Source organism: Saccharothrix sp. BKS2 (genome assembly GCF_047689505.1).
GTDB lineage: Bacteria > Actinomycetota > Actinomycetes > Mycobacteriales > Pseudonocardiaceae > Actinosynnema > Actinosynnema lopnurensis.
Window position 1 is genome coordinate 272983 of the sequence record NZ_JAUQOL010000010.1, and the last position, 25397, is coordinate 298379.

At 75.4% G+C, this 25397-nt stretch carries 23 protein-coding genes and 1 pseudogene; 19 read left to right on the forward strand and 5 right to left on the reverse strand.

Going from position 1 to position 25397, the window contains the following annotated elements:
• Nucleotides 1–95 precede the first annotated feature (95 nt).
• Nucleotides 96–746 (reverse strand): annotated as a pseudogene (locus Q5530_RS22880) (alpha/beta hydrolase); the annotation flags it as partial.
• 488 nt (nt 747–1234) lie between these two features.
• Between Q5530_RS22880 and Q5530_RS22885 the strand changes: the two are divergent.
• The 8 genes from Q5530_RS22885 (at nt 1235) to Q5530_RS22920 (ending at nt 12438) form a co-directional block, all read left to right on the forward strand.
• On the forward strand, nt 1235–3220 hold the full coding sequence (locus Q5530_RS22885; protein ID WP_415364810.1) for a primosomal protein N': 1986 nt from the start codon (nt 1235–1237) through the stop codon (nt 3218–3220).
• A gap of 518 nt (nt 3221–3738) precedes the next feature.
• The gene (ggt, locus tag Q5530_RS22890; RefSeq protein ID WP_415364811.1) at nt 3739–5523 is read left to right on the forward strand and encodes a gamma-glutamyltransferase; all 1785 of its coding nucleotides are present in this window, start codon (nt 3739–3741) and stop codon (nt 5521–5523) included.
• A gap of 280 nt (nt 5524–5803) precedes the next feature.
• Complete coding sequence (locus Q5530_RS22895) at nt 5804–5995, forward strand: hypothetical protein (protein ID WP_415364812.1); 192 nt, start codon at nt 5804–5806, stop codon at nt 5993–5995.
• Nucleotides 5996–6045: 50 nt separating this feature from the next.
• The gene (def, locus tag Q5530_RS22900; protein WP_415364813.1) at nt 6046–6594 is read left to right on the forward strand and encodes a peptide deformylase; all 549 of its coding nucleotides are present in this window, start codon (nt 6046–6048) and stop codon (nt 6592–6594) included.
• Nucleotides 6595–6710: 116 nt separating this feature from the next.
• On the forward strand, nt 6711–7640 hold the full coding sequence (gene fmt / locus Q5530_RS22905; protein WP_415364871.1) for a methionyl-tRNA formyltransferase: 930 nt from the start codon (nt 6711–6713) through the stop codon (nt 7638–7640).
• Nucleotides 7637–9061, forward strand: a complete 1425-nt coding sequence (locus Q5530_RS22910) for an RsmB/NOP family class I SAM-dependent RNA methyltransferase (RefSeq protein ID WP_415364814.1) — start codon at nt 7637–7639, stop codon at nt 9059–9061. Before fmt ends, Q5530_RS22910 begins: the two co-directional genes overlap by 4 nt.
• 163 nt (nt 9062–9224) lie before the next feature.
• On the forward strand, nt 9225–9752 hold the full coding sequence (locus tag Q5530_RS22915; protein WP_415364815.1) for a flavoprotein: 528 nt from the start codon (nt 9225–9227) through the stop codon (nt 9750–9752).
• A gap of 43 nt (nt 9753–9795) precedes the next feature.
• Nucleotides 9796–12438 carry a LuxR C-terminal-related transcriptional regulator gene (locus tag Q5530_RS22920; RefSeq protein WP_415364816.1) on the forward strand — a complete coding sequence of 881 codons (2643 nt, stop codon included), beginning with the start codon at nt 9796–9798 and terminating at the stop codon, nt 12436–12438.
• Nucleotides 12439–12453: 15 nt separating this feature from the next.
• Here the strand turns inward: Q5530_RS22920 and Q5530_RS22925 are convergent, their stop codons facing one another.
• On the reverse strand, nt 12454–13089 hold the full coding sequence (locus Q5530_RS22925) for an SDR family NAD(P)-dependent oxidoreductase (protein ID WP_415364817.1): 636 nt from the start codon (nt 13087–13089) through the stop codon (nt 12454–12456).
• 181 nt (nt 13090–13270) lie between these two features.
• On the opposite strand from Q5530_RS22925, the gene rpe reads away from it, so the two are divergent.
• From rpe to Q5530_RS22965, 8 genes are all read left to right on the forward strand, one after another.
• The gene (gene rpe, locus Q5530_RS22930) at nt 13271–13936 is read left to right on the forward strand and encodes a ribulose-phosphate 3-epimerase (protein WP_415364818.1); all 666 of its coding nucleotides are present in this window, start codon (nt 13271–13273) and stop codon (nt 13934–13936) included.
• Between the two features lie 14 nt (nt 13937–13950).
• On the forward strand, nt 13951–14934 hold the full coding sequence (gene ribD / locus Q5530_RS22935) for a bifunctional diaminohydroxyphosphoribosylaminopyrimidine deaminase/5-amino-6-(5-phosphoribosylamino)uracil reductase RibD (RefSeq protein ID WP_415364872.1): 984 nt from the start codon (nt 13951–13953) through the stop codon (nt 14932–14934).
• A gap of 12 nt (nt 14935–14946) precedes the next feature.
• Nucleotides 14947–15570 carry a riboflavin synthase gene (locus Q5530_RS22940; protein ID WP_415364819.1) on the forward strand — a complete coding sequence of 208 codons (624 nt, stop codon included), beginning with the start codon at nt 14947–14949 and terminating at the stop codon, nt 15568–15570.
• Entirely contained in the window at nt 15567–16841 is a 1275-nt protein-coding gene (locus tag Q5530_RS22945; protein ID WP_380633208.1) for a bifunctional 3,4-dihydroxy-2-butanone-4-phosphate synthase/GTP cyclohydrolase II, read from the forward strand. The genes Q5530_RS22940 and Q5530_RS22945 overlap by 4 nt, the downstream gene beginning before the upstream one ends.
• Complete coding sequence (gene ribH / locus Q5530_RS22950) at nt 16838–17317, forward strand: 6,7-dimethyl-8-ribityllumazine synthase (protein WP_380633210.1); 480 nt, start codon at nt 16838–16840, stop codon at nt 17315–17317. The genes Q5530_RS22945 and ribH overlap by 4 nt, the downstream gene beginning before the upstream one ends.
• 8 nt (nt 17318–17325) lie before the next feature.
• The gene (locus tag Q5530_RS22955) at nt 17326–17784 is read left to right on the forward strand and encodes a PH domain-containing protein (RefSeq protein ID WP_415364820.1); all 459 of its coding nucleotides are present in this window, start codon (nt 17326–17328) and stop codon (nt 17782–17784) included.
• 298 nt (nt 17785–18082) lie between these two features.
• Nucleotides 18083–19423: a M28 family peptidase gene (locus Q5530_RS22960; protein WP_415364821.1), complete on the forward strand. Its 1341-nt coding sequence runs from the start codon at nt 18083–18085 to the stop codon at nt 19421–19423.
• A gap of 58 nt (nt 19424–19481) precedes the next feature.
• A complete protein-coding gene (locus tag Q5530_RS22965; protein WP_415364822.1) occupies nt 19482–20162 on the forward strand; it encodes a hypothetical protein in 681 nt (226 codons plus the stop codon).
• Between the two features lie 63 nt (nt 20163–20225).
• On the opposite strand, the gene Q5530_RS22970 is transcribed toward Q5530_RS22965, so the two are convergent.
• The 3 genes from Q5530_RS22970 to Q5530_RS22980 all read right to left on the reverse strand — a co-directional run bounded on the left by Q5530_RS22970 (nt 20226) and on the right by Q5530_RS22980 (nt 23257).
• Complete coding sequence (locus tag Q5530_RS22970; RefSeq protein ID WP_415364823.1) at nt 20226–21188, reverse strand: helix-turn-helix transcriptional regulator; 963 nt, start codon at nt 21186–21188, stop codon at nt 20226–20228.
• Nucleotides 21189–21275: 87 nt separating this feature from the next.
• Complete coding sequence (locus tag Q5530_RS22975) at nt 21276–21725, reverse strand: hypothetical protein (protein ID WP_415364824.1); 450 nt, start codon at nt 21723–21725, stop codon at nt 21276–21278.
• Nucleotides 21726–21760: 35 nt separating this feature from the next.
• On the reverse strand, nt 21761–23257 hold the full coding sequence (locus tag Q5530_RS22980; protein ID WP_415364825.1) for a helix-turn-helix domain-containing protein: 1497 nt from the start codon (nt 23255–23257) through the stop codon (nt 21761–21763).
• A 330-nt stretch (nt 23258–23587) separates the two neighbouring features.
• Here Q5530_RS22980 and Q5530_RS22985 point away from each other — a divergent pair, with 330 nt between their 5' ends.
• The 3 genes from Q5530_RS22985 (at nt 23588) to Q5530_RS22995 (ending at nt 25333) form a co-directional block, all read left to right on the forward strand.
• Nucleotides 23588–24079 (forward strand): hypothetical protein, encoded by a 492-nt coding sequence (locus Q5530_RS22985; RefSeq protein WP_415364826.1) that lies wholly within the window; start codon nt 23588–23590, stop codon nt 24077–24079.
• A 264-nt stretch (nt 24080–24343) separates the two neighbouring features.
• Nucleotides 24344–24757 (forward strand): Rieske (2Fe-2S) protein, encoded by a 414-nt coding sequence (locus Q5530_RS22990; RefSeq protein ID WP_415364827.1) that lies wholly within the window; start codon nt 24344–24346, stop codon nt 24755–24757.
• 102 nt (nt 24758–24859) lie between these two features.
• Nucleotides 24860–25333, forward strand: a complete 474-nt coding sequence (locus Q5530_RS22995; RefSeq protein ID WP_415364828.1) for a Rieske (2Fe-2S) protein — start codon at nt 24860–24862, stop codon at nt 25331–25333.
• Nucleotides 25334–25397 lie beyond the last annotated feature (64 nt).

A 25397-nucleotide genomic window follows, 5' to 3' on the forward strand; every position in this document is an offset into this window, starting at 1 on the left:
CCACCGGTGCCGAGCCCGTCGGCCAGCGCCGCGACCTGCGCGTCCGTGAAGGCCCGCGAGACCCCCGCCCTGCCCTGGACCGCGTCGAACCCGTGGTGGGCGCCGGGCACCTCCAGCAGCTCGCAGCCGACACCCGCCCGCCGCAACCGGTCGGCGTAGGCGACGTCCTCCCGGTGGAACAGGTCGTTGGTGCCCACCCCGATCCAGGCGGGCGGCAGGTCCGACAGGTCCGCGCAGCGCGCGGGCGCCGCGAGCGGCGACACGTCGGCCGCGTGGTCGGACCCCAGGTAGGAGCGCCGGCCGAAGCGGTTGCTGTCCACGTTCCACATGCGCAGCCGGCTCTCGTCGACGTCGGTGCGCGCCGAGGTCCGGTCGTCCGGCATCGGGTACACCAGCAGCTGGAACACCGGCCGCACGTCCCCGCGCTCCCTGGCCGGCAGCGCGAGCGCGGCCGCCAGACCACCACCGGCGCTCGCGCCGCCGACCGCGACGCGGCCCGGGTCGACGTCGGTCTGGTCGGCCAACCGGCGCAGCGCCGCCCAGCAGTCGTGCAGCGGCGTGGGGAAGGGGTAGTCGGGCGCGAGCCGGTACTCCACCGCGGCCACCACGACCCCCGGCTCGTCGGCCACCCGGCGGCAGAACCGCGCGTCCTGCGCGGCGCTGCCCATCACCAGCCCGCCGCCGTGGACCCACAGCAGCGCGGGCCGGGGCCCGGCGGGCGCGTCGGCCGGCCGGAACACGAACATCGACACCCCGGGCTCGACCCGCACCCGTTCCGCGCCCTGCGGCGGGCGGTTCCCGCGCAGCCTCGTCAGCAGCCTGATCAGCGGCAGGGTGCGCGGGCCGACCGCCGCGCGCGGGAGGAAGCGGGCGACGCGGAGGTCGGGGGGGGCGGGTTCGGGCACCGGGGCTCACGGTGGACTTCGGAGCGGCGTTCGGACGAACCGTACTTCTTCCCCGGGAATCCGCCGGGTGGAGCCTTGGGGGAGGCCGCGCCCACTCACCACCGCCGCGCCCAAACGATCACCCGACCGAGACCTTGCCCCCATCGAACACCTGTTCGATACTAGATCCATGACCCCATCCCACCCCCTGCCCCAGGCCCTCTCTCCCTCCTCCGCCCCTCCTCCTTCCGGCCCCTTCTCACCACCGGTCCCCGAACGCGGTCGTGACGGGCCGCCCGCCGCCACCCGGGCCGCGAGTGTCGCCAGCGGTCTCTGGTAGACCTCCCCCCGTGGCGGGCGAGGCGGGCAGCAGGCGCGGGGAGCGGGTCCCCGCCGCCTCGATGCCGGTTGCCCGCGTGTCCGTCGACGTGCCGCTGGCCCACCTGGACCGCCCGTTCGACTACCTGGTCCCCGCGGAGCAGGACGCGGACGCGGTGCCCGGCTGCCGGGTCCGGGTGCGGTTCGCGGGGCAGCTGGTGGACGGCTACCTGCTGGAGCGGGCGGAGTCCTCGGAGTACGGCCGGAAGCTCACCTTCCTGGACCGGGTGGTGTCGTCCGAGCCGGTGCTGTCCCCGGAGGTCGCGGAGCTGGCGCGGGCGGTGGCCGACAGGTACGCGGGGTCGTTGATCGACGTGCTGCGCATGGCGATCCCGCCCCGGCACGCGCGGGCCGAGGCGAAGCCGTCGCCGGAACCCGGGCCCGCGCCGGTGGCGCCGCCGGAGGAGGGCTGGGCGCGGTACCCGCTCGGCTCCCGCCTCCTGGAGGCGCTGCGCTCGGGTCGTGCCGCCAGGGCGGTGTGGCAGGCGCTGCCCGCCGAGGACTGGCCGGCCCGGCTGGCCGAGGCGGCGGCCTCGATGGCCAGCACCGGGCGGGGCGCGCTGGTGGTCGTGCCGGACCACCGTGACCTGGCCAGGCTGCACGCGGCGTGCCTCGCGCTCATGCACGAGGCGGACGTGGTGGCGCTGTCGGCCGACCTCGGGCCCTCCGAGCGGTACAAGCGGTGGCTGGCCGTGCGACGGGGCTCGGTGCGGGTGGTGCTCGGCACGCGCGGGGCCACGTTCGCACCGGTGCACGACCTGGGCCTGGTCGTGGTGTGGGACGACGGCGACGACCTGCACTCCGAACCCCGGATGCCTTACCCGAACGTGCGTGACGTGCTGGTGCAGCGCGCGCACCTGACCGGCGCCTCGTTCCTGGTCGGCGGTTTCGCCCGGACCGCCGAGGCCCAGCTGCTCGTCGACAGCGGCTGGGCGCACGAGGTGGTGGCGGCCCGCGACACGCTGCGCTCGGTGGCGCCGCGCGTGGCGGCCGTCGGCGACAACGACTGGCAGGAGGTGAAAGACCCGGCGGCGAGATCGGCGAGGCTCCCGTCCATGGCGTTCGACGCGGCCCGCGCCGCGCTGTCGGCCGACAGCCCGGTCCTGATCCAGGTGCCGCGCCGGGGCTACGTGCCCGCCCTGGCGTGCGGCCAGTGCCGGGCACCCGCCCGGTGCCGACGCTGCGCGGGACCCCTGGCCCTGCCGGGCGGCACCCGGGACGGCGAGCCCAGGCCCGCGTACTGCCGCTGGTGCGGCGCGACCGAAGCCGCCTACCGCTGCCCGACCTGCGGCTCACGCCGGCTGCGCGGCCAGATCATCGGCGCCCGCCGCACGGCCGAGGAGCTGGGCCGGGCGTTCAACGGCGTCCCGGTCCGCACGTCGGGCGGCGACGAGGTGCTGTCCACCGTCCCCGGCGGCCGGTCGCTGGTGGTCGCGACCCCCGGCGCGGAACCGGTGGCCCCGGACGGCTACGGCGCCGCCCTGCTGCTGGACGGCTGGGCCCTGCTGGGCCGAGCCGACCTGCGGGCTGCCGAAGAAGCGCTGCGCCGCTGGATGACGGCGGCGGCGCTGGTGCACGAGGCCGGCCGGGTCGTGGTGATCGCGGACTCGTCCCTGGCGCCGGTGCAGGCACTGGTCCGCTGGGACCCGGTGTGGCACGCCAGGCAGGAACTGGCGGCCCGGGAAGAGCTGGGCTTCCCGCCGGCGGTGCGCATGGCCACGGTCGACGGCTCCCGGGACGCACTGGCCGCCGTCCTCGACGACCTCCAACTACCCCCGAGCGGCGAAGTCCTGGGCCCGGTTCCCCTGGACGAGGACCGGGAACGCGCCCTGGTCCGAGTAGCCCGCCCGGACGGCCGATCGCTGGCCGCAGTCCTCAGCGAACTCCAGTCGGTCCGCAGCGCAAGGAAGGAACCCGAGGCGGTCCGGGTGAAGCTGGACCCCCTCGAAGTCCTCTAACCCACCCCTATCTCTCCAGCACGGCTCCCACCCCTGCCTTTCCACCCCGCTCGCGCCACCCCCGCTACCTCCCACCGCGCTCGTGCCACCCCGCTCGTGCCACCTGCCGGGGCTCGCCGCCGGTCGCGCCTCCCACTTCTCTGCCTCCCCGCCCGACTCGCGCCACCCTGCCTGGGCTCGCCGCCGCCTGCGCCTGCCGCCCCGCCTGCGCCGGCCCCCTCCAGGGCCGCCTGTCGGGCCGGGTCGTACTACTCCGCCCCGCCGGCTCGTCTCGCCGGGCCGGGCCGGGCCGGGCCTGCTGCCGCGCCGTGCGTGCCGTCGCCTCGCCTTGCCCTGTCCGCCCCTGCCCGGCCGCGTTGGTCCTCCTGCCGCGCTGCCCACCTCATCCCCAACCGTCCAGAATCGATTCAGTCACCGCCCCAACCCACGCTTATCCATCACAACCCCATGTACTCACCTCCCATGAACCAGCCACTCGGGAGGTTCAGCTTTCCCCCGGGGTGGAGTAGAAGAGAACGATGCTCCGGTCGACTGTCGTCAGCGTCCTCGCATCCGTCCTGCTGGTCCCGCTCCTGCCCGCTGTCGCGGGCGCCACCCCCGCCGCGCCGCCCCGCGTGCCCGAAGCCATCGGCAGCGGGGGTGTGGTGTCCAGCGTCGACCCCGACGCCTCGCAGATCGGGGTCGAAGTGCTGCGCCGCGGCGGGAACGCGGTGGACGCCGCGGTCGCGGTCGCCGCCGCGCTGGGTGTCACCGACCCGTTCTCCGCCGGCATCGGCGGTGGCGGCTTCTTCGTCCACTACGACGCCCGCACGGGCCGCATCTCCACATTGGACGGTCGTGAGACCGCTCCCGCCGCCGCGAACGCCGACCTGTTCGTGGAGGACGGGGTGGCCATCCCGTTCGCCGAGGCCGTGACCAGCGGGTTGTCGATCGGCGTCCCGGGCACGCCCAAGACCTGGGAGGAGGCGCTCCGCAGGTGGGGCACCTTGTCCCTGGACCGGGCCGTCAAGCCGGCCGAGGACCTGGCCCGGCGCGGCTTCCGGGTCGACGCCACCTTCAACCGCCAGGTCACCGAGAACGCCGCCCGGTTCACCGACTTCACCTCGACCCGCGCGCTGTACCTGCCGAACGGGACCCCGCCCGCGATCGGCAGCACGTTCCGCAACCCCGACCTCGCCGACACCTACCGCGAGCTGCGCCGCAAGGGCATCCGCACCTTCTACGAGGGCGAGTTGGCCCGTGAGGTGGCGCGGACCGTCCAGCAGCCGCCGGTCGCCGCCGGCGTCACCCGCGAGGTCCGCTCCGGCGGGATGACCACCGCCGACCTGCGCGGTTACTCCGTCGCGCGCCGCGACCCCACCCACATCCGCTACCGCGGCCTCGACGTGTTCGGCATGGCCCCGCCGTCGTCCGGCGGCACCACGGTCGGCGAGGCCCTGAACATCCTGGAGACCACGAAGCTGTCGGAGGAGACCCCCACCCAGTACCTGCACCGGTTCCTGGAGGCCAGCCGCCTGTCCTTCGCCGACCGCAACCGGTGGGTGGGCGACCCGGCGGCGGTCGACGTCCCGACCCGCGAGCTGCTGTCCCAGCGCTTCGCGGACAGCCGGGCGTGCCTCATCGACCCGGCCAAGGCCCTGACCGGCGCCGTCGCCCCCGGCGACCCGCGCAACCCGGCCCCGTGCGGGACCACCGGCGAGCCCGCCGCCACCCCGTACGAGGGCACGGACACCACGCACCTCACCGTCGCCGACCGCTGGGGCAACGTCGTCGCCTACACGCTCACCATCGAGCAGGAGGGCGGCAGCGGCATCGTGGTGCCCCGCCGGGGGTTCCTGCTCAACAACGAGCTGACCGACTTCTCGTTCACCCCGGTCACCCCGGGCGTGCCCGACCCGAACCTGCCGGGCCCCGGCAAGCGCCCGCGCTCGTCGATGTCGCCGACCATCGTGCTCGACCACGGCAAGCCGGTGCTGGCCCTCGGCTCACCCGGCGGCGCGAGCATCATCACCACGGTCATCCACGTGCTGACCCAGCGGCTGGACCGGGGCGTCCCGCTGGTCGAGGCCATCGCCGCACCGCGCGCCTCCCAGCGCAACGCCGCGAGCACGCAGGCCGAGGCCGCCTTCCTGGCCACCCCCGAGGCACAGGCCCTGCAAGCCCTCGGGCACCGCTTCACCCCGACCGGCGAGATCGGCGCGGTGACGGCGGTCGAACGCCTAGGGGACGGTCGCTGGCGCGCCGCCGCCGAGACCAGCAGGCGCGGAGGAGGCGCGGCCCGCGCCGTGTGGCCCTCGCGCTGATCGCCGATCGCCGACCACCGGCGGCTGGAGGCCGGCGGCTGACCACCGGCCGTCCACCGCCAGCTACCGGCAACCCACCACCGGCAACCGGCCCACCACCAGCCACCCACCCACCCGAACAACCCACGCCCCACCTCGGGCCCACCCCGCCACCCAGGCGGGGTGGGCCCGAGGCGTCCCGCGCCCTTCATCCCGAGGTATGACGGCGAACCGCTACTCCAAGCGGATGCACGAGCACGCCTCCAGGCGGACCCTGGAGGTACGAGACGAGGAGCGTGACATGACCGCCATCACGATGACCCACCCGCAGGGCCCGACCGCAGGCGCCGAGTTCCCCACCACCGCACCCGCCCTCACCAGGCACCTGACCGACGCCCTCCCCACGGGCGTCACCACCGCCGCCCGCTTCCTCGGCCACTTCACCACCGCCCTGCTGGGCGTGGCCCTCCTCGGTCGTGACCTGGAGCACTGACCCGCTTTCCGTAGACTGGAGAGCCCCAGGCGCCGGCGCGAGGAGTGTGCGTGACCGTCCAACCGATCCGGCTGTTCGGCGACCCGGTGCTGCGCAGCCCCGCGGCCGAGGTCGGCGATTTCGACGCGGAGCTGCGCAGGCTGGTCAAGGACCTGTGGGACACCATGGGCGAGGCCGGTGGCGCGGGGCTCGCCGCACCGCAGCTCGGCGTGGGCCTGCGCGTGTTCACCTACCACTGCGACGGGTTCGCGGGTCACCTGGTCAACCCCACCTTCGACGTGGTGGGCGACGAGTACCAGGAGGGCCTGGAGGGCTGCCTGTCCATCCCCGGCCTGGCCTGGGACTGCCGCCGCCACCGCCGGGTGATCGCCCGCGGCTGGAACATGTACGGCGAGCCGGTCGAGGTGGAGGGCACCGACCTGCTCGCGCGCTGCATCCAGCACGAGACCGACCACCTCGACGGCGTGCTGTTCCTGGACCGCCTGGACGAGGAGACCCGCAAGCGGGCGATGGCGGAGATCCGGCAGCAGTCGTGGTTCGACGGTTCCGCGCCGATCCTGAAGCAGTCGCCGCACCCGCTGTTCGGTGGCGCGAACTAGCGCCGGCGGGCTCTCCTAGACTTGCGCCCTGCCCCGATGCGAGGAGAGCGCGTGTTCGACCCAGCCAGTCCGCCGTTCCACCGGAGTTCCGCCGTGCCGTCCGGAGGCGCGTGACGATGCGCCTGGTCTTCGCGGGTACGCCCGAGGTCGCCCTGCCGTCGCTGCGGGCGCTCCTGGAGTCCGACCGGCACGAGGTGGCCGCCGTGGTCACCAGGCCCGAAGCGCCGTCCGGCCGCGGTCGGCGGGTGGAGCGGTCGCCGGTCGCGGCGCTGGCCGACGAGCACGGCATCGAGGTGCTGACCCCCGTCAAGGCCGGTGACCCGGCGTTCCTGGCCCGCCTGCGCGAGCTGCGGCCGGACCTGTGCCCGGTGGTCGCCTACGGCGCGCTGCTGCCCGAGTCCGCCCTGGCCATCCCCACCCACGGATGGGTGAACCTGCACTTCTCGGTGCTGCCCGCGTGGCGTGGCGCGGCACCCGTGCAGGCGGCCGTGCGGCACGGCGACGACATCACCGGCGCGACCACGTTCCGCATCGTCAAGGCCCTCGACGCGGGACCGGTGTTCGGCGTGCTGACCGAGCGGGTGCGCGAGCGCGACACGGCCGGCGAGCTGCTGGCCCGCCTCGCCGAGTCCGGGGCCAAGCTGCTGCTGTCCACTGTGGATGGCATCGCGGACGGCTCGCTGCGGGCCGTGGAGCAGCCCGAGGAGGGTGTCAGCTACGCGCCGAAGGTGGCCGTGGACGACGCCCGGCTCGACTTCGGCACGCCCGCGGCCGCCCTGGACCGGGTGGCCCGCGCGGTCACCCCGGACCCGGGCGCGTGGGCGGGGTTCCGCGGCGAACGGCTCAAGCTCGGCCCGGTGCTGCCGGTCGAGGAGGGGCACGACCTCGCCCCGGGGGAGATCAAGGTCGAGCGCAAGCGCGTGCTCGTCGGCACGGCCACCGAACCCGTCGCGCTGGGCGAGGTCCAGGCGCAGGGCAAGAAGCGGATGCCCGCCACCGACTGGGCGCGCGGCGCCCGCGTCGAGGCGGGGGAACGGATCTCATGACACAGCGGTCTTCCCGACCCTCGCGGCCCCGCCGCCCCCACCCGCCCCGCCGGCGGACCGGTCCCGTCCGGCCGCCGCAGGACGACCCGGCGCGCCAGGCCGCGCTGGACACCCTGCGCGCGGTGCGCCAGCGCGACGCCTACGCCAACCTGGTGCTGCCCGGCCTCCTGCGGGAACGCCGGATCACCAGCCGCGACGCGGCGCTGGCCACCGAGCTCACCTACGGCACGCTGCGCGCCCAGGGCCTGCTCGACGCCGTGCTGACCGCCTGCTCGGACCGCCCGCTGTCCGAAGTGGACGGCGCGGTGCTCGACGCCCTGCGGCTCGGCGCCTACCAGCTGCTGCGCACCCGCGTCCCGGCGCACGCGGCGGTCGCCTCGACCGTCGACCTGGTGCGCGCCGAGCGGGGCTCCGGCGCGGCCGGGTTCGCCAACGCGGTGCTGCGCCGCGTCACCGAGCAGGACGAGCAGGGCTGGGTGGAGGAGGTCGCGCCCGACGAGGACACCGACCCGGTCGGCTACCTGGCCATGGCCAACGCCCACCCGAGGTGGATCGCGCAGGCGTTCGCCGAGGCCCTGGGCAGCCGCGGCGAGTCGCTGCGCGACGCCCTGGCGGCCGACGACACGCGCCCGTCCGTGCACCTGGCGGCCCGGCCCGGGGAGGTCACCTCGGACGAGCTGGCCGCGATGACCGGCGGCGAGCCGGCCCCGTACTCGCCGTACGGGGTGCGCCTGGAGGAGGGCGGCGACCCCGGTGACCTGGAGGCGGTGCGGGAGCGGCTGGCGGTCGTGCAGGACGAGGGCAGCCAGCTGTGCGCGCTGGCGCTGACCCGCGTGCCGCTGGAGGGCCCCGACTCGCGCTGGCTGGACCTGTGCGCGGGGCCCGGCGGCAAGGCCGTGCTGCTGGGCGCGCTCGCCGCGCTGTCCGGCGCCGACATGGAGGCGGTGGAGAAGGCGCCGCACCGCGCCGAGCTGGTCCGCAAGGCGGCCGGTGACCTGCCCATCACGGTGCACGTCGCCGACGGCCGCGACTCCGGCCTGCCCGCCGGCTCGTTCGACCGGGTGCTGGTGGACGCGCCGTGCACGGGCCTGGGCGCGCTGCGCCGCCGGCCGGAGGCGCGCTGGCGGCGGCAGCCGTCGGACGTCGCGCCGCTGGCCCGTTTGCAGCGGGAGCTGCTGACCGCCGCGCTGGAGCTGGTGCGGCCGGGCGGGGTGGTGGCCTACGTGGTGTGCACGCCGCACCTGTCCGAGACGGTGGGCGTGGTCGCCGACGTGGCCCGCCGGACCGGGGCCGAGCGGGTGGACACCCGCGAGTTCTTCCCCGGCGTGCCGGAGCTGGGCGACGGGCCGCAGGTGCAGCTGTGGCCGCACCTGCACGGGACGGACGCGATGTTCTGCGCCGTGCTGCGGCGACCCGCGTGACCTGCGGTTCCGGTTTGTCCCGTACTGCCGCGCGCGGCAGTACGGGACAAACCGGGCCTGCTGTGGCCGGGCGTTCCGGGGTCGTGCCTTTCGGGCTCGTGCCTTTCGGGGTCGTGCCTGCCGGAACCGGGCCGTCCCCCTCCCGCACACCCGGACCACCCCGGTGAGCCGCCCCGTGCTGGCCCTCGTCGCCTCCGCCGCCGGCGGGGTGGAGCGGTGGCTCGTCGACGAACTCGCCCGACCCCTGGCGGACCGGGGCTGGCGCCTGGCCATCACCCTCACCCCGACCGCGGCCCGCTGGCTCGAACCGCGACTGCCGGACCTGGCCGCGACCACCGACCTGCCCGTCCGCTGGACCTCGCGCCTGCCCACCGAGCCGAAACCGCACCCGGTCCCCGACGCGTTCGCCTTCGCGCCCGCCACGTCGAACTCGCTGGCCAAGCTGGCCCTGGGCCTGGGCGACAACCAGGCGATCACCGCCCTCTGCGAGGGCCTGGGCCGGCGCGCGCCGCTGGTGGTCATGCCTCGGGTGTCGGCCGACCAGTCCGCGCATCCCGCGTTCGGCGGTCACCTGGACGTGTTGATCTCCGCCGGGGCGGTGCTGGCCGCCGATCCCGGTGCGGTGGTGCGTGAACTGGAACGCGTCGCACCGTTCGGCCTTTTCCGCAAAAATGGTGATAACACGCCCTGACCGATGAATTGACAGCCCGTCAAGACACGTAGCAGGCTTGATTGTGTCGAAATCGTACGGACGGGATCGTGAACGAACTTCGGTTCTCCGCTTCCTGTCCGAACCCGGTGGTCTGCTGGCCATCGACGGCCCGCCGTGCGCCGGCAAGACGCTCCTGCTGCACGAGGCGGTCGAGGCCGCCCGCGACCTGGGCTACGCCGTCGTCCTGGTCCCCGGCGAGCGGCTGGCGACCTCCGCCGACCTGTGCCGGGCCCTGGAGCAGGACGCCGCCACACGTCCGCTGATCGCCGTCGACCACGCGCACCGGGACCCGACCGCCCTGCTCGCCCTGCTGCCGAGGCTGCGCGGGCGCCCGGTCACCGCGCTGCTCGCCCTGACCGGCGCGGTGGCGGGCCCGGAGGTGCGGTGCGCCCTGGCCGAGCGGGGCGACGTGCTCACCCTCGGGCCGGTGGACGACGCCGTGGCCGAGCGGCTGGTCCGCGCGCTGCTGGGCGCCGCGCCCGATCCCGCGCTGACCGCCCTCGTCGCGACGGCGGGCGGCAACCCGCGCCTGATCGCCGACCTGGTCCTGGGCCTGCGCGAGGAGGACCTGCTGGAGGTCCGCGCCGGCGTGGCCAGGCTGCGCGGGGACCGGCCCCGCGAAGACCAGCCGGGCGAGGATCAGCCTCGCGAGGGCTGGCTCCGCGAAGACCGGCCGCGCGAAGACCGGCCGCGCGAAGACCGGCTCCGCGAAGACCGGCCCCGCGAAGACCGGCCCCGCGAAGACCGGCCCCGCGAAGACCGGCTGCCGCGCCGGGTGCTGGACCTGGTGGGCGGCCGGGTCGAGGCCCTGCCGTCCGACGCGGCCCGGCTGGTGCGGGCCGCCGCGGTGGTGGGCCGGTCGTTCCTGCTGCGCGACGTGGCCGCGGTCGTCGGGGAGGACACCGCCGCGCTGCTGCCGGCCGCCGACCGGGCGGTCTCCTCCGGCCTGGTGGTGTGCGCCGACGAGCGGTGGGAGTTCGACTCGGACCTGGTGCGGCGCGCGGTGCTCGGGTCGACCCCCCCGCCGGTCCTGCACGCCCTGCGCCACGCCACGCCCGTCCCGCGCGCCGACCGCGCCGACCGGAACGACCGCGCCGACCGCGCCGACAGGTGGACACCCGTCGCGGACGAGGACCGCGGCGCGGACGCCGTGCACGGGGTCCGCGCGCTAGCCGCCGGCGGCCGCCTCGGCGCGGCCATCGCCCTGGCCCGGGACAGCCTGGGCCGCCGGCCGGGCCCCGCCGCGGCCGCCGAGCTGCACGTCGTGCTGGCGGGCATCCTGCTCGCCGACGGCCGCCCGTCCGACGCGGCGGCCGAGTTGGAGCACGTGGTGGTCATGCCGGACGCGCCGGAGCCGCTGCGGCGGCTGGCCTCGGCGGGCAGGCTGCTGGCGCTGTACTTCTCCACCGGCTCCCGCGCGGGCGCGCACGCCCTGTCGGTGCTGACCGCGCGCGACCGCGAGGCCAGCGACGCGGACGTGGTGATGGCCGCGACCGTCCACTCCTGCCTGGAGTGGAGGGCGGGCAACCTCGCCGAGAGCCTCTACTGGGGCCGCCAGTCGACCCGCTGGGAGCTGGACCGGCCCACCGCGTGGTGGCAGTCGCAGTCGGCGGTGTCGTTCGCGCTGAAGCTGTCGGCGCTCGGCGAGTTCGCCGACGCCGAACGCCTGGTGCGCGGCGACGGCCCGGACGAGGACGACGCGGTCACCAGCGGCGCGCCCGCCGCCCGCGCCATCGCCCGCGCCCGCGTGCTCACCCAGGCCGGGCGGCTGGACCAGGCCCGCGCGGCGGCCCGGAAGGGCCTGCTCACGGCCCGCGACCGGGGCCTGCGGCTGCTCGTCCCGCTCGCCTCCACGGTGCTGGCCACGGTGGCGCTGCACCGGGGCGAGGTCGTGGCGGCGGCCGAGCACGTGCGCCGCTACCGGGCCGACCTGGTCGCGGGCGAGGCGGTGCTGCACTCCGGCCAGTACGACTGGGTGGAGCTGCTGCTCACCCACGCCCAGGGCGGCCCCGGACCGGCCGTCGAGCGGGCCCGCGAGCGCGTGGCCGACCCCGACGCCACGCGGCGGATGCTCGTGGAGGAGCCGGGCGCGGCGGCGTGGCTGGTGCGGCTCGCGCTGGCCGCCGACGACGTCGAGCTGGCCCGCGCCGCGGTGGCCGCGGCCCGGGAGCTGGCCGCGGCCAACCCCGGCATCGCCACGGTCTCGGTGGCCGCCGCCCACGCGCGGGCCGTGCTGGACCGCGACGTGGAGGAGCTGCTGGTGGTCGCCGGGCGGCACCACCACCCGTGGGCGAAGGCCAACGCCAACGAGGACCTGGCGGCGCTGCTGGCCGAGGCCGGGCACGAGGGCCGGGCCGCCGCGCACACCGCGCTGGCGCTGCGGATCTTCGAGCGGATGGGCGCGGAGGGCGAGGCGGCGAGGCTGCGCCGGGGCGCCGGGCCCGCGCTGGGGGGCGGCGCGGACTGGCAGCGGCTGTCCGAGCCGGAACGCGACATCGCCCGGCTGGTGGGCGCGGGGCTGACCAACCGGCAGGTCGCCAAGCAGCTCTACCTGTCCCCGCACACGGTGAACTACCACCTGCGGGGCATCTTCAGGAAGCTCGGCATCAGCTCACGCGTCGAACTCGCCCGCCTGGCCCACGAGCAGGAGACCTCGAAGGCGTGAGCCACCGAACCAGGCTCACGCCCCGAGCGCGTCCGACACCCCGCCCCCGCCGAGCAGGAAGCACACCTCGTCCACCACCCGCCGCACGTCCGCCGGCGCCACCACCGCGCAGTGCACGCCGCCGGCCGCGACCTCGACGGCCAGGCACTCGGCGTAGGCGACGGCCGCCGCCCGCGACGCCGCGTAGGCCGCCACCCCGGGCCGGGGCGCCGCCACCGCGTGCGCGGGCACCACCACGATCCGGCCGCGCCCCCGCCCGACCATGCGCGTGGCCACGGACCGGCAGGTGTTGAACACCCCGGTCGCGTTCACCGCGAGGCTGTGCGACCAGTCCTGGTCGGTGATCGACAGCGCGGGGCCCAGCCGCAGCGCGCCCGCCATCGCCACCAGCGCGTCCACCGGCCCGAACTCGCGCTCCACCTGGTCCACCAGCGCGTCCACGGCGTCGCTCGACGTCACGTCGATCTGCCGCCCGGCCACCAGCAGCCCCTCGTCGCGCAGCCGCTCGACCAGGTCGGCCAGCCGCGGCCCGTCACCGTCGACGGCCGCGACCAGCGCGCTCCGCCGGGCCAGCGCCTCCACCACCTCGCCGCCGAGCCGCGAACCCGCGCCGGTGACCAGCGCGACGCGGCGGCGGAATTCCGCATTCATCCAAACGCTCCCCAGTACCTGCCCCGCACCTGAACGTAATAGCCCGCGCGCGACAGGGGAACTACCCGCGTGAGTAGTCGGGAATGGACGGGCCGGTGGTGAATACCGGGGAACGGGCAGTGGCCCGGAACACCGGTCCCGGACGGGTCGACCGGGAGGCGGAAGCCTAGACTCCCGAGCCGTGGTCCACCAGCCGATGATCGCGCCGAGCATCCTGTCCGCCGACTTCGCCCGCCTCGCGGACGAGGCCGCCGCCGTGACGGGCGCCGACTGGCTGCACGTGGACGTGATGGACGCCCACTTCGTGCCCAACCTCACCATCGGCCTGCCGGTGGTGAAGGCGCTGCGCGGGGCGACCGACATCCCGCTGGACTGCCACCTGATGATCGAGGACCCGGACCGCTGGGCCACCGGGTACGCCGAGGCCGGCGCCCACAACGTGACCGTGCACGTCGAGGCCGCGAAGGACCCGGTGCGGCTGGCCAAGGACCTGCGCGCGGCGGGCGCCAGGGCGGGCCTGTCGCTCAAGCCGGGCACCCCGCTGGAACCGCACCTGGACGTGCTCAAGCACTACGACACCCTGCTGGTGATGTCGGTCGAGCCCGGGTTCGGCGGGCAGCGGTTCATGGCGGAGGTGCTCGACAAGGTGCGCACCGCGCGCCGCCTGGTCGACACCGGCCACCTCAGGCTCGTCGTGGAGATCGACGGCGGGATCAACGCCGACACCATCGAGCAAGCCGCCGAGGCGGGCGTCGACTGCTTCGTCGCCGGTTCCGCGATCTACGACGCGGCCGACCCCGGCGCGGCCCTGGAGCGGCTGCGCGAGCGGGCGGCCCGCGCCCGGTGAACCTGGACGAGGCGATGGCGCGGGCCATCGCGGCGAGCGAGCGGGTGCGGGGCACCACCAGCCCGAACCCGCCGGTCGGCTGCGTGGTCCTGGACGCCGCCGGCGAGCTGGTCGGGGAGGGCGCGACCAGGCCGCCCGGCCAGGCCCACGCCGAGGTCGTCGCCCTCGCCCGCGCCGGTGACCGGGCCCGGGGCGGCACGGCCGTGGTCACCCTGGAGCCGTGCAACCACCACGGCCGCACCCCGCCGTGCGTCGACGCGCTGCTGGCCGCGGGCGTCGCGCGGGTCGTGCACGCCGCGGCCGACCCGAACCCGCGGGCAGCCGGGGGAGCGGAGGCGCTGCGCGCCGCCGGGGTGGCCGTCGAGTCCGGCCTGCTGGCGGAGGAGGTGGCGCGCGGCCCGCTGCGCGCCTGGCTGCACTTCGCCCGCACCGGCCGACCGCACGTGACCTGGAAGTACGCCGCCACCCTCGACGGCCGGGTCGCCGCCACCGACGGCACCAGCCGCTGGATCAGCTCCGAGAGCTCCCGCGCCGAGGTGCACGCCCTGCGCGCCAGGGTGGACGCGATCGTGGTCGGCGCCGGCACGGTCCGCGTCGACGACCCCGGGCTGACCGCGCGCGGCCCCGGCGCGACCCGCCAACCGCTGCGGGTCGTGGTCGGCACCGGCGACCTGCCGCCGGGCGCCCGGGTCCTGGACGACGCGGCGGAGACCGCGCACCTGCGCACCCGCGACCCCGACGCGGTGCTCGCCGAACTCGCCCGGCGCGGCGTCGTGGACGTGCTGCTGGAGGGCGGGCCTACCCTGGCGGGTGCGTTCACGGCCGCGCGCCGCGTCGACCGGGTGCTCGCCTACCTCGCCCCGAAGTTCCTGGGCGACGGTGCTCCCGCACTGCGGGACGCCGGGGTGTCGACGATCACCGACGCGGTCGGGCTGGTCGTGGAGCAGGTCAGTATGTGCGGGCCGGACGTGCGGATCTCCGCCGTCCCCGGCCGCTAGAGGAGGACACTGGTGTTCACCGGGATCGTCGAGGAGTTGGGTGAGGTCGTCGCGGTGGTCGACCTGCCGGACGCGGCGCGCGTCACCATCGCGGGCCCGCTGGTGACCGGCGACGCGAAGCACGGCGATTCCATCGCGGTGAACGGCGTCTGCCTCACCGTCGTGGACGTCGAGGGCGGCGCGTTCACCGCGGACGTGATGCGCGAGACGCTGAACCGCTCCAGCCTGGCCAAGGTCGCCCCGGGGGACCGGGTCAACCTGGAGCGCGCCGCCGCCGTCGGGCAGCGGCTGGGCGGGCACATCGTGCAGGGCCACGTGGACGGCACGGGCACCGTGCTGGCGCGGGAGAGGGCCGAGCACTGGGAGGTCGTCCACCTCGGCCTGCCGCCGCGGCTGGCGCGGTACGTGGTGGAGAAGGGCTCGATCACCGTGGACGGGGTGTCGCTGACCGTGGTGTCGGCGCTCGACGACTCGTTCACCGTCAGCCTCATCCCGACCACGCTGGAGCTGACCACGCTCGGCCGGCGCGTGCCGGGCGACACCGTGAACCTGGAGGTGGACGTCCTGGCGAAGTACGTGGAACGGCTCGCCCTGCCCCACCTGCGGGAGCGGTCCGACGTCGAGGGGGAGCGGTGAGGGACTTCGCCGACATAGAGCGGGCCGTGGCGGACATCGCCGCGGGCCGGCCGGTGGTCGTGGTGGACGACGAGGACCGCGAGAACGAGGGCGACCTGATCTTCGCCGCGGAGAAGTCCACGCCGGAGCTGCTGGCGTTCATGGTCCGCTACACGTCCGGGTACGTGTGCGTGGCGCTCACCGAGGCCGACTGCGACCGGCTCGACCTGCCGCCGATGTACCACACGAACCAGGACCAGCGCGGCACCGCGTACACGGTGACCGTCGACGCCCGCGAGGGCGTGTCCACGGGCATCTCGGCCGCGGACCGGGCGCACACCATGCGCCTGCTGGCCGACCCGGAGTCCACCGCCAAGCACTTCACCCGGCCCGGTCACGTGGTGCCGCTGCGGGCCCGCGACGGCGGCGTGCTGCGCCGCGCCGGGCACACCGAGGCCGCCGTGGACCTGGCCCGGATGGCGGGGCTCGCGCCGGCGGGCGTGCTGTGCGAGATCGTGTCGCAGAAGGACGAGGGCGACATGGCGCGGCGCGAGGAGCTGGAGGTGTTCGCCTCCGACCACGACCTCGCGCTGATCAGCATCGCGGACCTGATCGCCTACCGGCGGCGGGTGGAGACGCAGGTGGAGCGGGTCGCGGAGGCGCGCATCCCCACCGCGCACGGCACGTTCACCGCGGTCGGCTTCGACAGCAGGCTGGACGGCATCGAGCACATCGCGATGGTCTACGGCGAGCTCGGCGACGGCGAGGACGTGCTGGTGCGGGTGCACTCGGAGTGCCTGACCGGCGACGTGTTCGGCTCGCTGCGCTGCGACTGCGGCCCGCAGCTGGACGCGGCGCTGGAGGCGGTCGCGGCGCAGGGCCGCGGCGTCGTGCTCTACATGCGCGGGCACGAGGGCCGGGGCATCGGCCTGATGCACAAGCTCCAGGCTTACCAGCTCCAGGACCACGGCGCGGACACCGTGGACGCCAACCTCGGCCTGGGCCTGCCCGCCGACGCGCGCGACTACGGCACCGGCGCGCAGATCCTGTGCTCGCTGGGCGTGAAGTCGATGCGGCTGCTGACCAACAACCCGGCCAAGCGGGTGGGCCTGGAGGGCTACGGGCTGCGCGTGCTCGACCGCGTGCCCCTGCCGATCTCGCCCAACCCGGAGAACCTGCGGTACCTGCGCACCAAGCGCGACCGGATGGGCCACGAGCTGCACCAGCTGGAGCAGTACGAGGCGCTGGCCCAGGGCGGCGCGGTGGTGTCCACCACGGAAGGAGCGGAATGAGCGGCGAAGGGCGGCCCGAGGGCGACGTCCCGGACGCGGCGGGGCTGACGCTGGCGGTCGTGGCCACGCGGTGGCACGCGAGGATCACCGACAACCTGGTCGCGCGGGCGCTGGAGGCGGCCTCCCGGGCCGGCGTGGCGTCGCCGACCGTGACGCGGGTCGCCGGCGCCGTCGAGCTGCCGGTGGTGGCGCAGGAGCTGGCCCGCACGCACGACGCGGTGGTGGCGCTGGGCGTGGTGGTCCGGGGCGGCACGCCGCACTTCGAGTACGTGTGCGACGCGGTGACCGCCGGGCTGACCAGGGTGGCGCTGGACTCGTCGACCCCGGTCGGCAACGGCGTGCTCACCGCGAACGACGAGCAGCAGGCCCTCGACCGCGCCGGGTTCCCGGACTCGGTGGAGGACAAGGGCTTCGAGGCGTGCGTGGCGGCGCTGGACACGGCCCTCGTGCTGCGCGGGCTGCGAGCGGGCTCGTGAGGACCGCCGTGGCCGCCGTCGAGTTCCGCCCGAAGAAGATCCGCCTGGTGGCCGGCGCCTGCGCGGTGTTCCTGGTCGCCGTGTTCACCGTGGTCGGCCTGCTGCTGGGCGACACGCCCACCGGCGTCATCTTCCGCACCTCCGACCAGGTGGCGATGGTCTGCCTGGGCGTCCTGCTGGCCTGCGGCGTCCTGCTGCTGACCCGCCCGCGCGTGCGCGCCGACGCCGAGGGCGTCGAGGTCCGCAACGTGATCACCGCCCACCGCTTCGCCTGGCACGACGTCCTGCACGTCTCGTTCCCCGACGGCGCCTCCTGGGCCCGCCTGGAACTCCCGGACGACGAGTACGTGTCGGTCATGGCCATCCAGGCGGTGGACCGCGACCACGCCGTCACCGCCGTCCGCACCCTGCGCGACCTGCACCGCACAGCCACCCCGACCACCGAACCAGGTGACCCCGAACGCTGAACTCGGGTGTCCTGAACGTACGACACGCCGGTCCGGACCGTACGACTCGCGCGAGTCGTACGTTCAGACCTCGCGTGTCGTACGTTCAGACCTCGCGTGTCGTACGTTCGGAACGCGCGAGTCGAACGTTCGGGACGACCGTGTCGAACGTTCGGGACGACCGAGTTCTGCGTTCGGGTGCCGGGGACCCGCCGATCGGCGTGGTGCTGTTGGCGGAGCCGGTGTGGGCCATCGGCGGCTTGTCCGGGTCGGGGGGCCTGCCTAGGTTCGGGTGACCACGAACCCCGGGGGGCCGCTCATGCGCAGACGTTCACTCATCACCGGTGCCGCGGCGGTGGCGGGGGCGGTCACGCTCGGCCTCAACCCGGCCGCGCGCGCCCAGCGGCCCGGCGCGTCTGACCTGCCCGACCTCGGCCTGGGTGACCACCCCGTGGTGGGGCGGGTGCGGTCGCGCAAGGCGATGGAGCACCTGCGGGTGCTCAGCGAGCGCATCGGGCCGCGCATCGGCGGCCTGGAGTCCGAGCACCGCGCCCGCGACTACCTCGCCGACGTCCTGCGCGACTTGCGCTACCGGGTGACGCTCCAGCCGTTCCCGGCACCCGACAAGTACCTGTCCACGCTCAAGGTCGGCCGGAGCACCTGGAGCGCGGGCGCGTCCCGCTTCGGCGCCCTCGGCGTCACCGCGTCCGGCCCGGTGGTGGACCTCGACAACGGCGCCTCCCTGCCCGCCGACCTCACCGGCAAGGTCGTCCTGCTGGTCAACGTGCCCGCCGGCGCCACCACGGTGCTCGACGTGGTCCGCCTGGGCGCGGCGGCCGTGCTGATCGGCCGGGTGTCGACCCCGCCCGCGGGCAAGACCGGCGCGTTCTCGCCCACCCTCACCGAGAACGTGGCCGTGCCGGTGCTGGGCATCGCCCAGGTGCACGTGGAGCGGCTGCGCGCCGCGGGCCCGGTCCGCGTCACCGTCGCCACCACTCACCACACCAACCTGACCTCGTACAACGTCATCGCCGACCGGCCCGCCACGTTCCCCGGCGGCCCCGACCACGGCGTGGTCATGGTCACCGCCCACTACGACAGCGTGCCAGGCTCGCCCGGCGCCAACGACGACGGCAGCGGCACCGTCCTGGCCCTCGAACTGGCCCGCGTCCTGCGCTACCTGCCGACCCACCGGGCGCTGCGCTTCGCGCTGTGGGGCTCGGAGGAGCAGGGCCTGATCGGCTCCCGGTACTACGTCAACCAGCTCACCGACGCCGAGGCCGGCCGCATCGCGGGCGTCTTCCAGAACGACATGGTCGCCACCAGCCACGGCCCGGCCACCGCCTACTGGCTGCTGTCGGTCGACGGCGGCGACAACGCCACCACCGCCCAGGTCGCCGCGGCCGCCACCCGCCTGGGTTACGGCGGGCGCGTGCACGGCCCGGTGCCGCGCGGCAGCAGCGACCACGTCCCGTTCCACGAGCGGGGGATCGCCTCGGCGAACTTCAGCTGGCGCGGCGAGGGCGGCCCGCACGAGCTGGAGCCGCTCTACCACACCCCGGAGGACACGATCGAGCAGAACGTGAGCACCGAACGCCTCCAGGTCTCCCTGGAGCTGATCGGAGCCGCCTCCTACCGCCTGGCCCGCACGCGCCCCTGATCCCGGGATGTGGACGAAACCCGTCCACGTCGACGGCCCGTGAGCGATGCTGGTCCGCGTGGCCACGTACGAGGACCTGACCCCCTACGAGTACCTGACCCCGGACGAGGGAACCGGCCGGCTGGTCAACGTCGGCTGGCTGGGCCGCGGCTCGCGGTTCGGGGTCGGCGCGCCGGAACCCGGGCTGGTCGAGGCGCTGCTCACCCTGGCCGCGTTCCGCCGGGCCCACGTGACCAGGGGCCACCACCTGTGCGAGCTGTGCGAGCGGCACCCGGGGCAGGACGCGCTCCGGGTGCCGTTCGAACCGGCGGAGGGCGGCGAGGTGTCCCTGGGCAACGGGGAGGTCCACGTCCCCGGTCCGGGCGGGTTCGTCTACGCCGCGCCGACCCTGGTGGCCCACTACGTCGACCGCCACGGCTACCGGCCGCCCGCCGACTTCTCGTGGAACGCGATCGCGGCCGCCAAGGCCCACATCTCGACCTGGGAGAAGGCCAAGCGGACCCTGCCGGTCGGCGCGGCCGTGCACGGCGAGGTCGTGGAGAGGTGGACCTCCGGCCTGGTCGTCTCGACGCGGGCGTGCCCCGGGGCCGAGGGTTTCGTGCCCGCCGAGCTGTACCGCCCGGACGGCGCCGCGGTGGCCCCGAAAGACTTCCCGCGCGACGGCGCCCCGGTCGAGGCGGTGGTGACCGGCCACGCCGAACGCGGGCGCCGCATCCTGCTGCGGGTCGGCCCCGCCTAGGTCCAGTCCAGGTCCCGCCCGGATCCCGCCCGGGTCCGGCCCGCGTCCGGCCCAGGCCCTGTGCTAGGCCCGGTCGCCGGCGGCGCGCGCCAACCGCCCGGCCAGCGCCCGGAGGTGCTGCCTGAGCTCGTCCGGGCTCTCCACCTCGAAGTCCACCCCGATCATCGCGATCCACGGGCCCAGCTCCTCCAGCGACGGCGCGCCGACGGTCAGCCTGGTCCGCTCCCCGTCGATCCGCTCCAGGTGCACCGAGGTGTAGGAGGTCCGCTCCGCCACCACCTCGTACGGCGCGTGCACGATCAACCGGGCCTCGTGCGGGTAGGGGGCCACCGACAGCTGCCGCGACACGTACGAGGCGAGGTCCTCCTCGGGCGGCTCGCGCGGCGTGAACCGGGCGCCCGACGTCGGCTCGGCCCCGATCCGGTCCACCCGGAAGGTTCGCCAGTCGTCCCGGTCGACGTCCCACGCCACCAGGTACCAGCGCCGCCCGGTGTGGGCCAGGCCCAGCGGCTCCACGTGCCGGTTGGTGGCGTCGCCCTCCCGCCCGGAGTACGGGAACCGCAGCCGCTGGTGGTCCCGGCACGCGCCGGCGATCGCGGTCAGCGTCGCCGGGTCGACCCGCGTCACGCTCGGCGCGAGGGACACCGTGTGCGCCTGGAGCGCGTTGACCCGCCGCCGCAGCCGCGACGGCAGCACCTGCTCCAGCTTCGCCAGCGCCCGCACCGAGGTCTCCTCGATGCCCGACACCGTGCCGTTGGCCGCCGTGCGCAACCCGACGGCCACCGCCACGGCCTCGTCGTCGTCGAGCAGCAGCGGCGGCAGCTCGGCGCCCGCGCCCAGCTGGTACCCGCCGGCCACGCCCGGCGCGGCGTTCACCGGGTAGCCGAGGTTGCGCAGCTTGTCCACGTCCCGCCGCACGGTGCGGACGTCGACGTCGAGCCGCCGCGCCAGTTCGGCCCCGGTCCAGTCGCGGCGGACCTGGAGCAGCGACAGCATCTTGAGCAGGCGGGCGGAGGTCTCCAGCACACCACGCAGTGTGCCGGCCATCACGGACAACCACCGTCCGCTATTCCGCCCCGCCCGCTGTTGCGCCCGGCTGCTCCACCCGGCCCGCTACGCCCGCCTGGCCCCCTCCGGCCACACGACCACCACCGGCACGCCCGACGCCCGCGCCGTCTCCACCACGTCCGCGGTGCCGCCGCGCCCGTCGGGCGGCTGCCCGTCCCACACCGCGATCAGCAGCTCCACCGACGCGAGCATCCGCTCGTTGGCCATCACGTACGCGTGCCGCCCGGACAGCTCGTTGGGCAGCACGCTCACCACGTGCGCCCGCGCCAGCAGCTCGTCGTAGGCGGCCCGCTTCTCCGGTTTGAGCCGGTCCCGGTAGTCCGCGGCGGGCAGCACGACCTCCACCCGCCCGCCGAGGTCCAGCACCACCCGCGCGAACAGCTGGTCCGCGCCCGGCGCCAGGCAGGTCACCCCCACCAGGGATGGCCCGCCCGCCGCCTCGGCCTCCAACGCCGCCCGGATCGCCGCCCGCACGGCATCGACGCATTCGGGCACCAGTTTGCTGTGCCCCGTCACACCCACCCGCATCACTAGGCCGTCCGCAGTCCCCTGATCGCTTCCCGCGTGTCGCGCACCACGGCCAGGTCGCGGTGCATCTCGGCTTCCTTGGCGAAGTCCTGGAGCTTGCGCACCACCCGCCCGGACGCCAGTCCCGCCGCCTTCGGCAGCACCTGCTGGATCAGCGCGCACGCCTCCTCGGGTTCACCCGCCACCATCTTCGTGCGGGCCAGCCCGATCACGTCGAACGCCCGGTTGCGCACCCGCGACGGGTCGCGCAGGCTCAGCGCCCGCCGGATGTGCAGCTCGGCCTTCGGCGCCTGGGACGGGTCGTGCCTGGCCAGGTCGCGCATCCGCGCCCCGATGACGCCCTCCATCTCGGCCTCGTCGAAGCTGTCCAGCCACCACGGGTCGCCGTCGGGCCGCCGCTGGGCGAAGCTGTCCTGCGCCTGCCCGACCGCCCGGTGGAACTCCCGCACCCGGCCCATCTGCGCGTACGCCCACGCCTCCCGCGTCTGCAACAGCGCCTGCAACGTCGGCGTGGCGGTGCGCCTGGTGCCGTACTGGGCCAGCTGCACCAGCTCCAGGCCGTCCTCCGAACGGCCCAGGTCGAACATCTGCCTCGCCATCGCCGCCAGGCACAGCGCCGCGAACGGGTCGTTGCGCCCGGCCTTGGCCATGCGCACGCCCAGCACGTAGTACCGCTGCGCGGCGTCGTGCATACCCGCGTCCCAGGACATGCTCGCCGCGACCTTGGACAGCTCCGCGCCGATGAAGAAGGCCCGCTCCGTGGTCGGGCCCGCCGGTGCGCGCGACAGCCGCTCGGCCAGTTCCTCCAACTGCCCGAGCACCGCCTTGCGCGCCAGCCCGTACCCGCCTCGTCCGCCCCACCCGCGCAGCCCGTCGGCGACGTGCTGCAACGCCGCCAGCTCCTCCTCGCTGATCGCCGCGCTGGACGACCACCGGGACAGGGGCTGCAAGGGGTGGAGCCACCGCTGCAACGGCTCGACCAGGGAGGGACCCATTGCCACCGCGGCAGCTCCGGTGAGCGCCGCTCGTCTGCTGATCGCCAAGTCGTTCCTCGCCGTCTCCTCGACCGATCTGGCTATGCTCGACGCGTCCCACGCCGCGGCGAGCACATCGGGCGGGACCCCGTGATCGGGGCCCGCCTGGCTTGGGATTCCGACGCGGTCGAACCACAGCCGGTCGCCGGGGACGCCGAGCACCCGCGCGAAGTGGCGCAGGCGGTCGATCCGGTCGATCGGGTTCTCACCGGTCTCGTACCGCGAAAGCTGTGCCTGGGAGATCCCCAGCCAGGACGCCATGCGGTCCTGGGTGACGCGGCTGACGTGCTGGGGGTGGTGCCGGTAGGCGGCGAGGAGCGCTCCCATGTTCCGGTCGGAGAACGCGGCAGCCATCGCCTCGTGGTCCCAGAAGTCCCCCGGGACGCGGGGTGGTCCGTGGAGCTCGACGCGCGCGCTGCGCCGGCAGCGCTGGCAGAGCTGGTCGGTGTTGTCAGCGGCGACCAACGCCCCGCACGACGGACATGCGCGCCTGGTGGTGGGTGCTCTGGTGGCTTTCCGGTCCATGGCTCGCTCCCGTCACTGAGCGTGGTCAACAGTGTATAGAGATGTGATCGCGAGTCCATGCATTTCGTGCATATGGCGAAGTCGGCCCCCTGCCGGGGACCCGGTGACGCCGGGTGGTGGATGAACGGGATCCGTCCGGTGCATGGATCCCAACCGAGGCCGGTGTGGTGGGGGCCGCCCCGCGGCCGGACCCTTCGGGGTGTGCAGGAGCCGGGACGACCTCACGGCGCCGCACCCCGTCCGCTCCACCCGACCGGGAGGAACGCACCGATGAGGGTCACCACCGCCACCACCGCCGACAACGCCCCGCGACTGGGGCCCCGCGACCGCGCGCACCAGCAGGCGCTGGGTGAGGCCATCGCGGGCTACCGGCTGCTGGGCTGGAAGGTGTCCGTCACCGAGCAGGGCGTCTTCCTGCCGCTCGGGCCGGCCACCACCGCCCTGGCCATGCCCGCCCGGATCGGGTCCCGGGTGCTGGCCGACCTGAAGGCCCGGATGCTGGCGGGCCCGGTCACGGTGATCCCCGGGCCGCGGGAGCACTGGATCTTCCTCGCCGAACTGGTGGCGCTGCTGCCCACGCACCTGAAGGCGCCGGCGGAGGTCCAGTTCGTCCGCTCGCCGCAGCGCATCGCCCTGCCGCCGACCATGACCCGGTACGGCTCGCTGAGGTGGGCGAACCCGCCGTCGCACTCGCGCCACTGGTTCCCGCCGTTCACCGCGGTGCTGGCGCTGGCCCGGACCGCGGTGGCGCAGGACCGCTGAGCTGCCGGGTCGCCGGATCGCCCAGCCGTCGGGCTAACCGGGCTACCGGTCTGCCGAGCCGCCGGGCCGGAACCGCCGAACTCCGGCCGCCGGGACGTCGGGGCACCGCTGCGGGGGGTGCTTCGACCGCCGGTGGCCGGGGCGCCGGGCCTCGGACCTCCGCACCGCGCGGACGGTCCGGGGCGCCGGCCGCCCCCGTCCCCGGCCGCCCTGCTCCACCCGGCCGTCCGCGCTGCTCCGTTCGTCACCGGTCAAAATGGGCACGTGGATCGACGAACGCTGCTGTGCGGCCTGCTCGCCCTGACCGCCGGCGGCGCCGGCCTGACCGCGTGCGGCGCGGGCCCGCCCGCCCGCCGCCCCGGCGTCGGCTCGGCCCGCCCCGGTGACCGCATCGCCGGGCTCGCCGACGTCCCGGTCGGCTCCGGCGCGCTGGTCGACGTGGCGGGCGACGGGCAGTTGCTGCTGGTCAGGCCGTCCGACGAGGTGGTCCGGGCGTTCAACCCGGCCTGCCCGCACCAGGGCACCTCGGTGAACCCGCCCGCCGCCGGGGTGATCACCTGCCCGACCCACGCCAGCACGTTCGACCCGGTTTCCGGCGCGGTGCTGACGGGCCCGTCGCCGCGCGGCCTGGCCGAGGTGCCGGTCTCGGTGGCCGGTCCGGACGTGGTGCTCTCCTGAGGGGCGTCCCACCTCGCGGGATCCGTTGAACCCGGCTTCACGTGGTGTCGTATTGCGTGTGTACCGAACGACCACCTCCCACCACGTAGCAAAGGACCGGTTTTGAGTTCAACGGAGAAAGCAGGACTGTCCCGTCGCTCGGCGCTGTGCGGCCTCCTCGTCGCGCTCGCGGTGCCCGGTGGGCTCGCGGCGTGCGGCGGCGGCGAGCCGACCCCGACCGGCGGCGCCGGCGCCACCGACACCCCGACCGCCGGCAGCACCGGCAACGGCACGACGGGCGCCGCGGTGATCGCCGCGCTGGCCGACGTGCCCGACGGCGGCGGCCTGGTGGCGGGCAACCCGGCCACCAGCAAGCCGCTGGTGCTGGTCCGCACCGGCGAGACCGTCAAGGCGTACGACGCGACGTGCCCCCACCAGGGCGTGGCCGTCGCCCCGCCGGAGAACGGCACCATCACCTGCCCGGCCCACGGCAGCCAGTTCAGCGCCGCGGACGGCTCGCTGGCCAAGGGCCCGGCCACCAAGGGCCTCACCGAGGTCGCGGTCAGGGTGGAGGGGGACCAGGTCTTCCTGGCCTGACCCGCGCGCGTGCCGGACGCCCGGACCCGCGACCCAGGACCCGCGACCCGCGACCGCCGACCAC

What these genes read in the sequence shown, in the direction of transcription:
- Q5530_RS22985 (WP_415364826.1), top strand. Translation starts at nt 23,588, where the DNA reads ATGAGGGTCACCACCGCCACCACCGCCGACAACGCCCCGCGACTGGGG.
- ggt (WP_415364811.1), top strand. Translation starts at nt 3,739, where the DNA reads ATGCTCCGGTCGACTGTCGTCAGCGTCCTCGCATCCGTCCTGCTGGTC.
- fmt (WP_415364871.1), top strand. Translation starts at nt 6,711, where the DNA reads ATGCGCCTGGTCTTCGCGGGTACGCCCGAGGTCGCCCTGCCGTCGCTG.
- ribH (WP_380633210.1), top strand. Translation starts at nt 16,838, where the DNA reads ATGAGCGGCGAAGGGCGGCCCGAGGGCGACGTCCCGGACGCGGCGGGG.
- Q5530_RS22910 (WP_415364814.1), top strand. Translation starts at nt 7,637, where the DNA reads ATGACACAGCGGTCTTCCCGACCCTCGCGGCCCCGCCGCCCCCACCCG.
- Q5530_RS22925 (WP_415364817.1), bottom strand. Translation starts at nt 13,089, where the DNA reads ATGAATGCGGAATTCCGCCGCCGCGTCGCGCTGGTCACCGGCGCGGGT.
- ribD (WP_415364872.1), top strand. Translation starts at nt 13,951, where the DNA reads ATGGCGCGGGCCATCGCGGCGAGCGAGCGGGTGCGGGGCACCACCAGC.
- Q5530_RS22960 (WP_415364821.1), top strand. Translation starts at nt 18,083, where the DNA reads ATGCGCAGACGTTCACTCATCACCGGTGCCGCGGCGGTGGCGGGGGCG.
- Q5530_RS22895 (WP_415364812.1), top strand. Translation starts at nt 5,804, where the DNA reads ATGACCGCCATCACGATGACCCACCCGCAGGGCCCGACCGCAGGCGCC.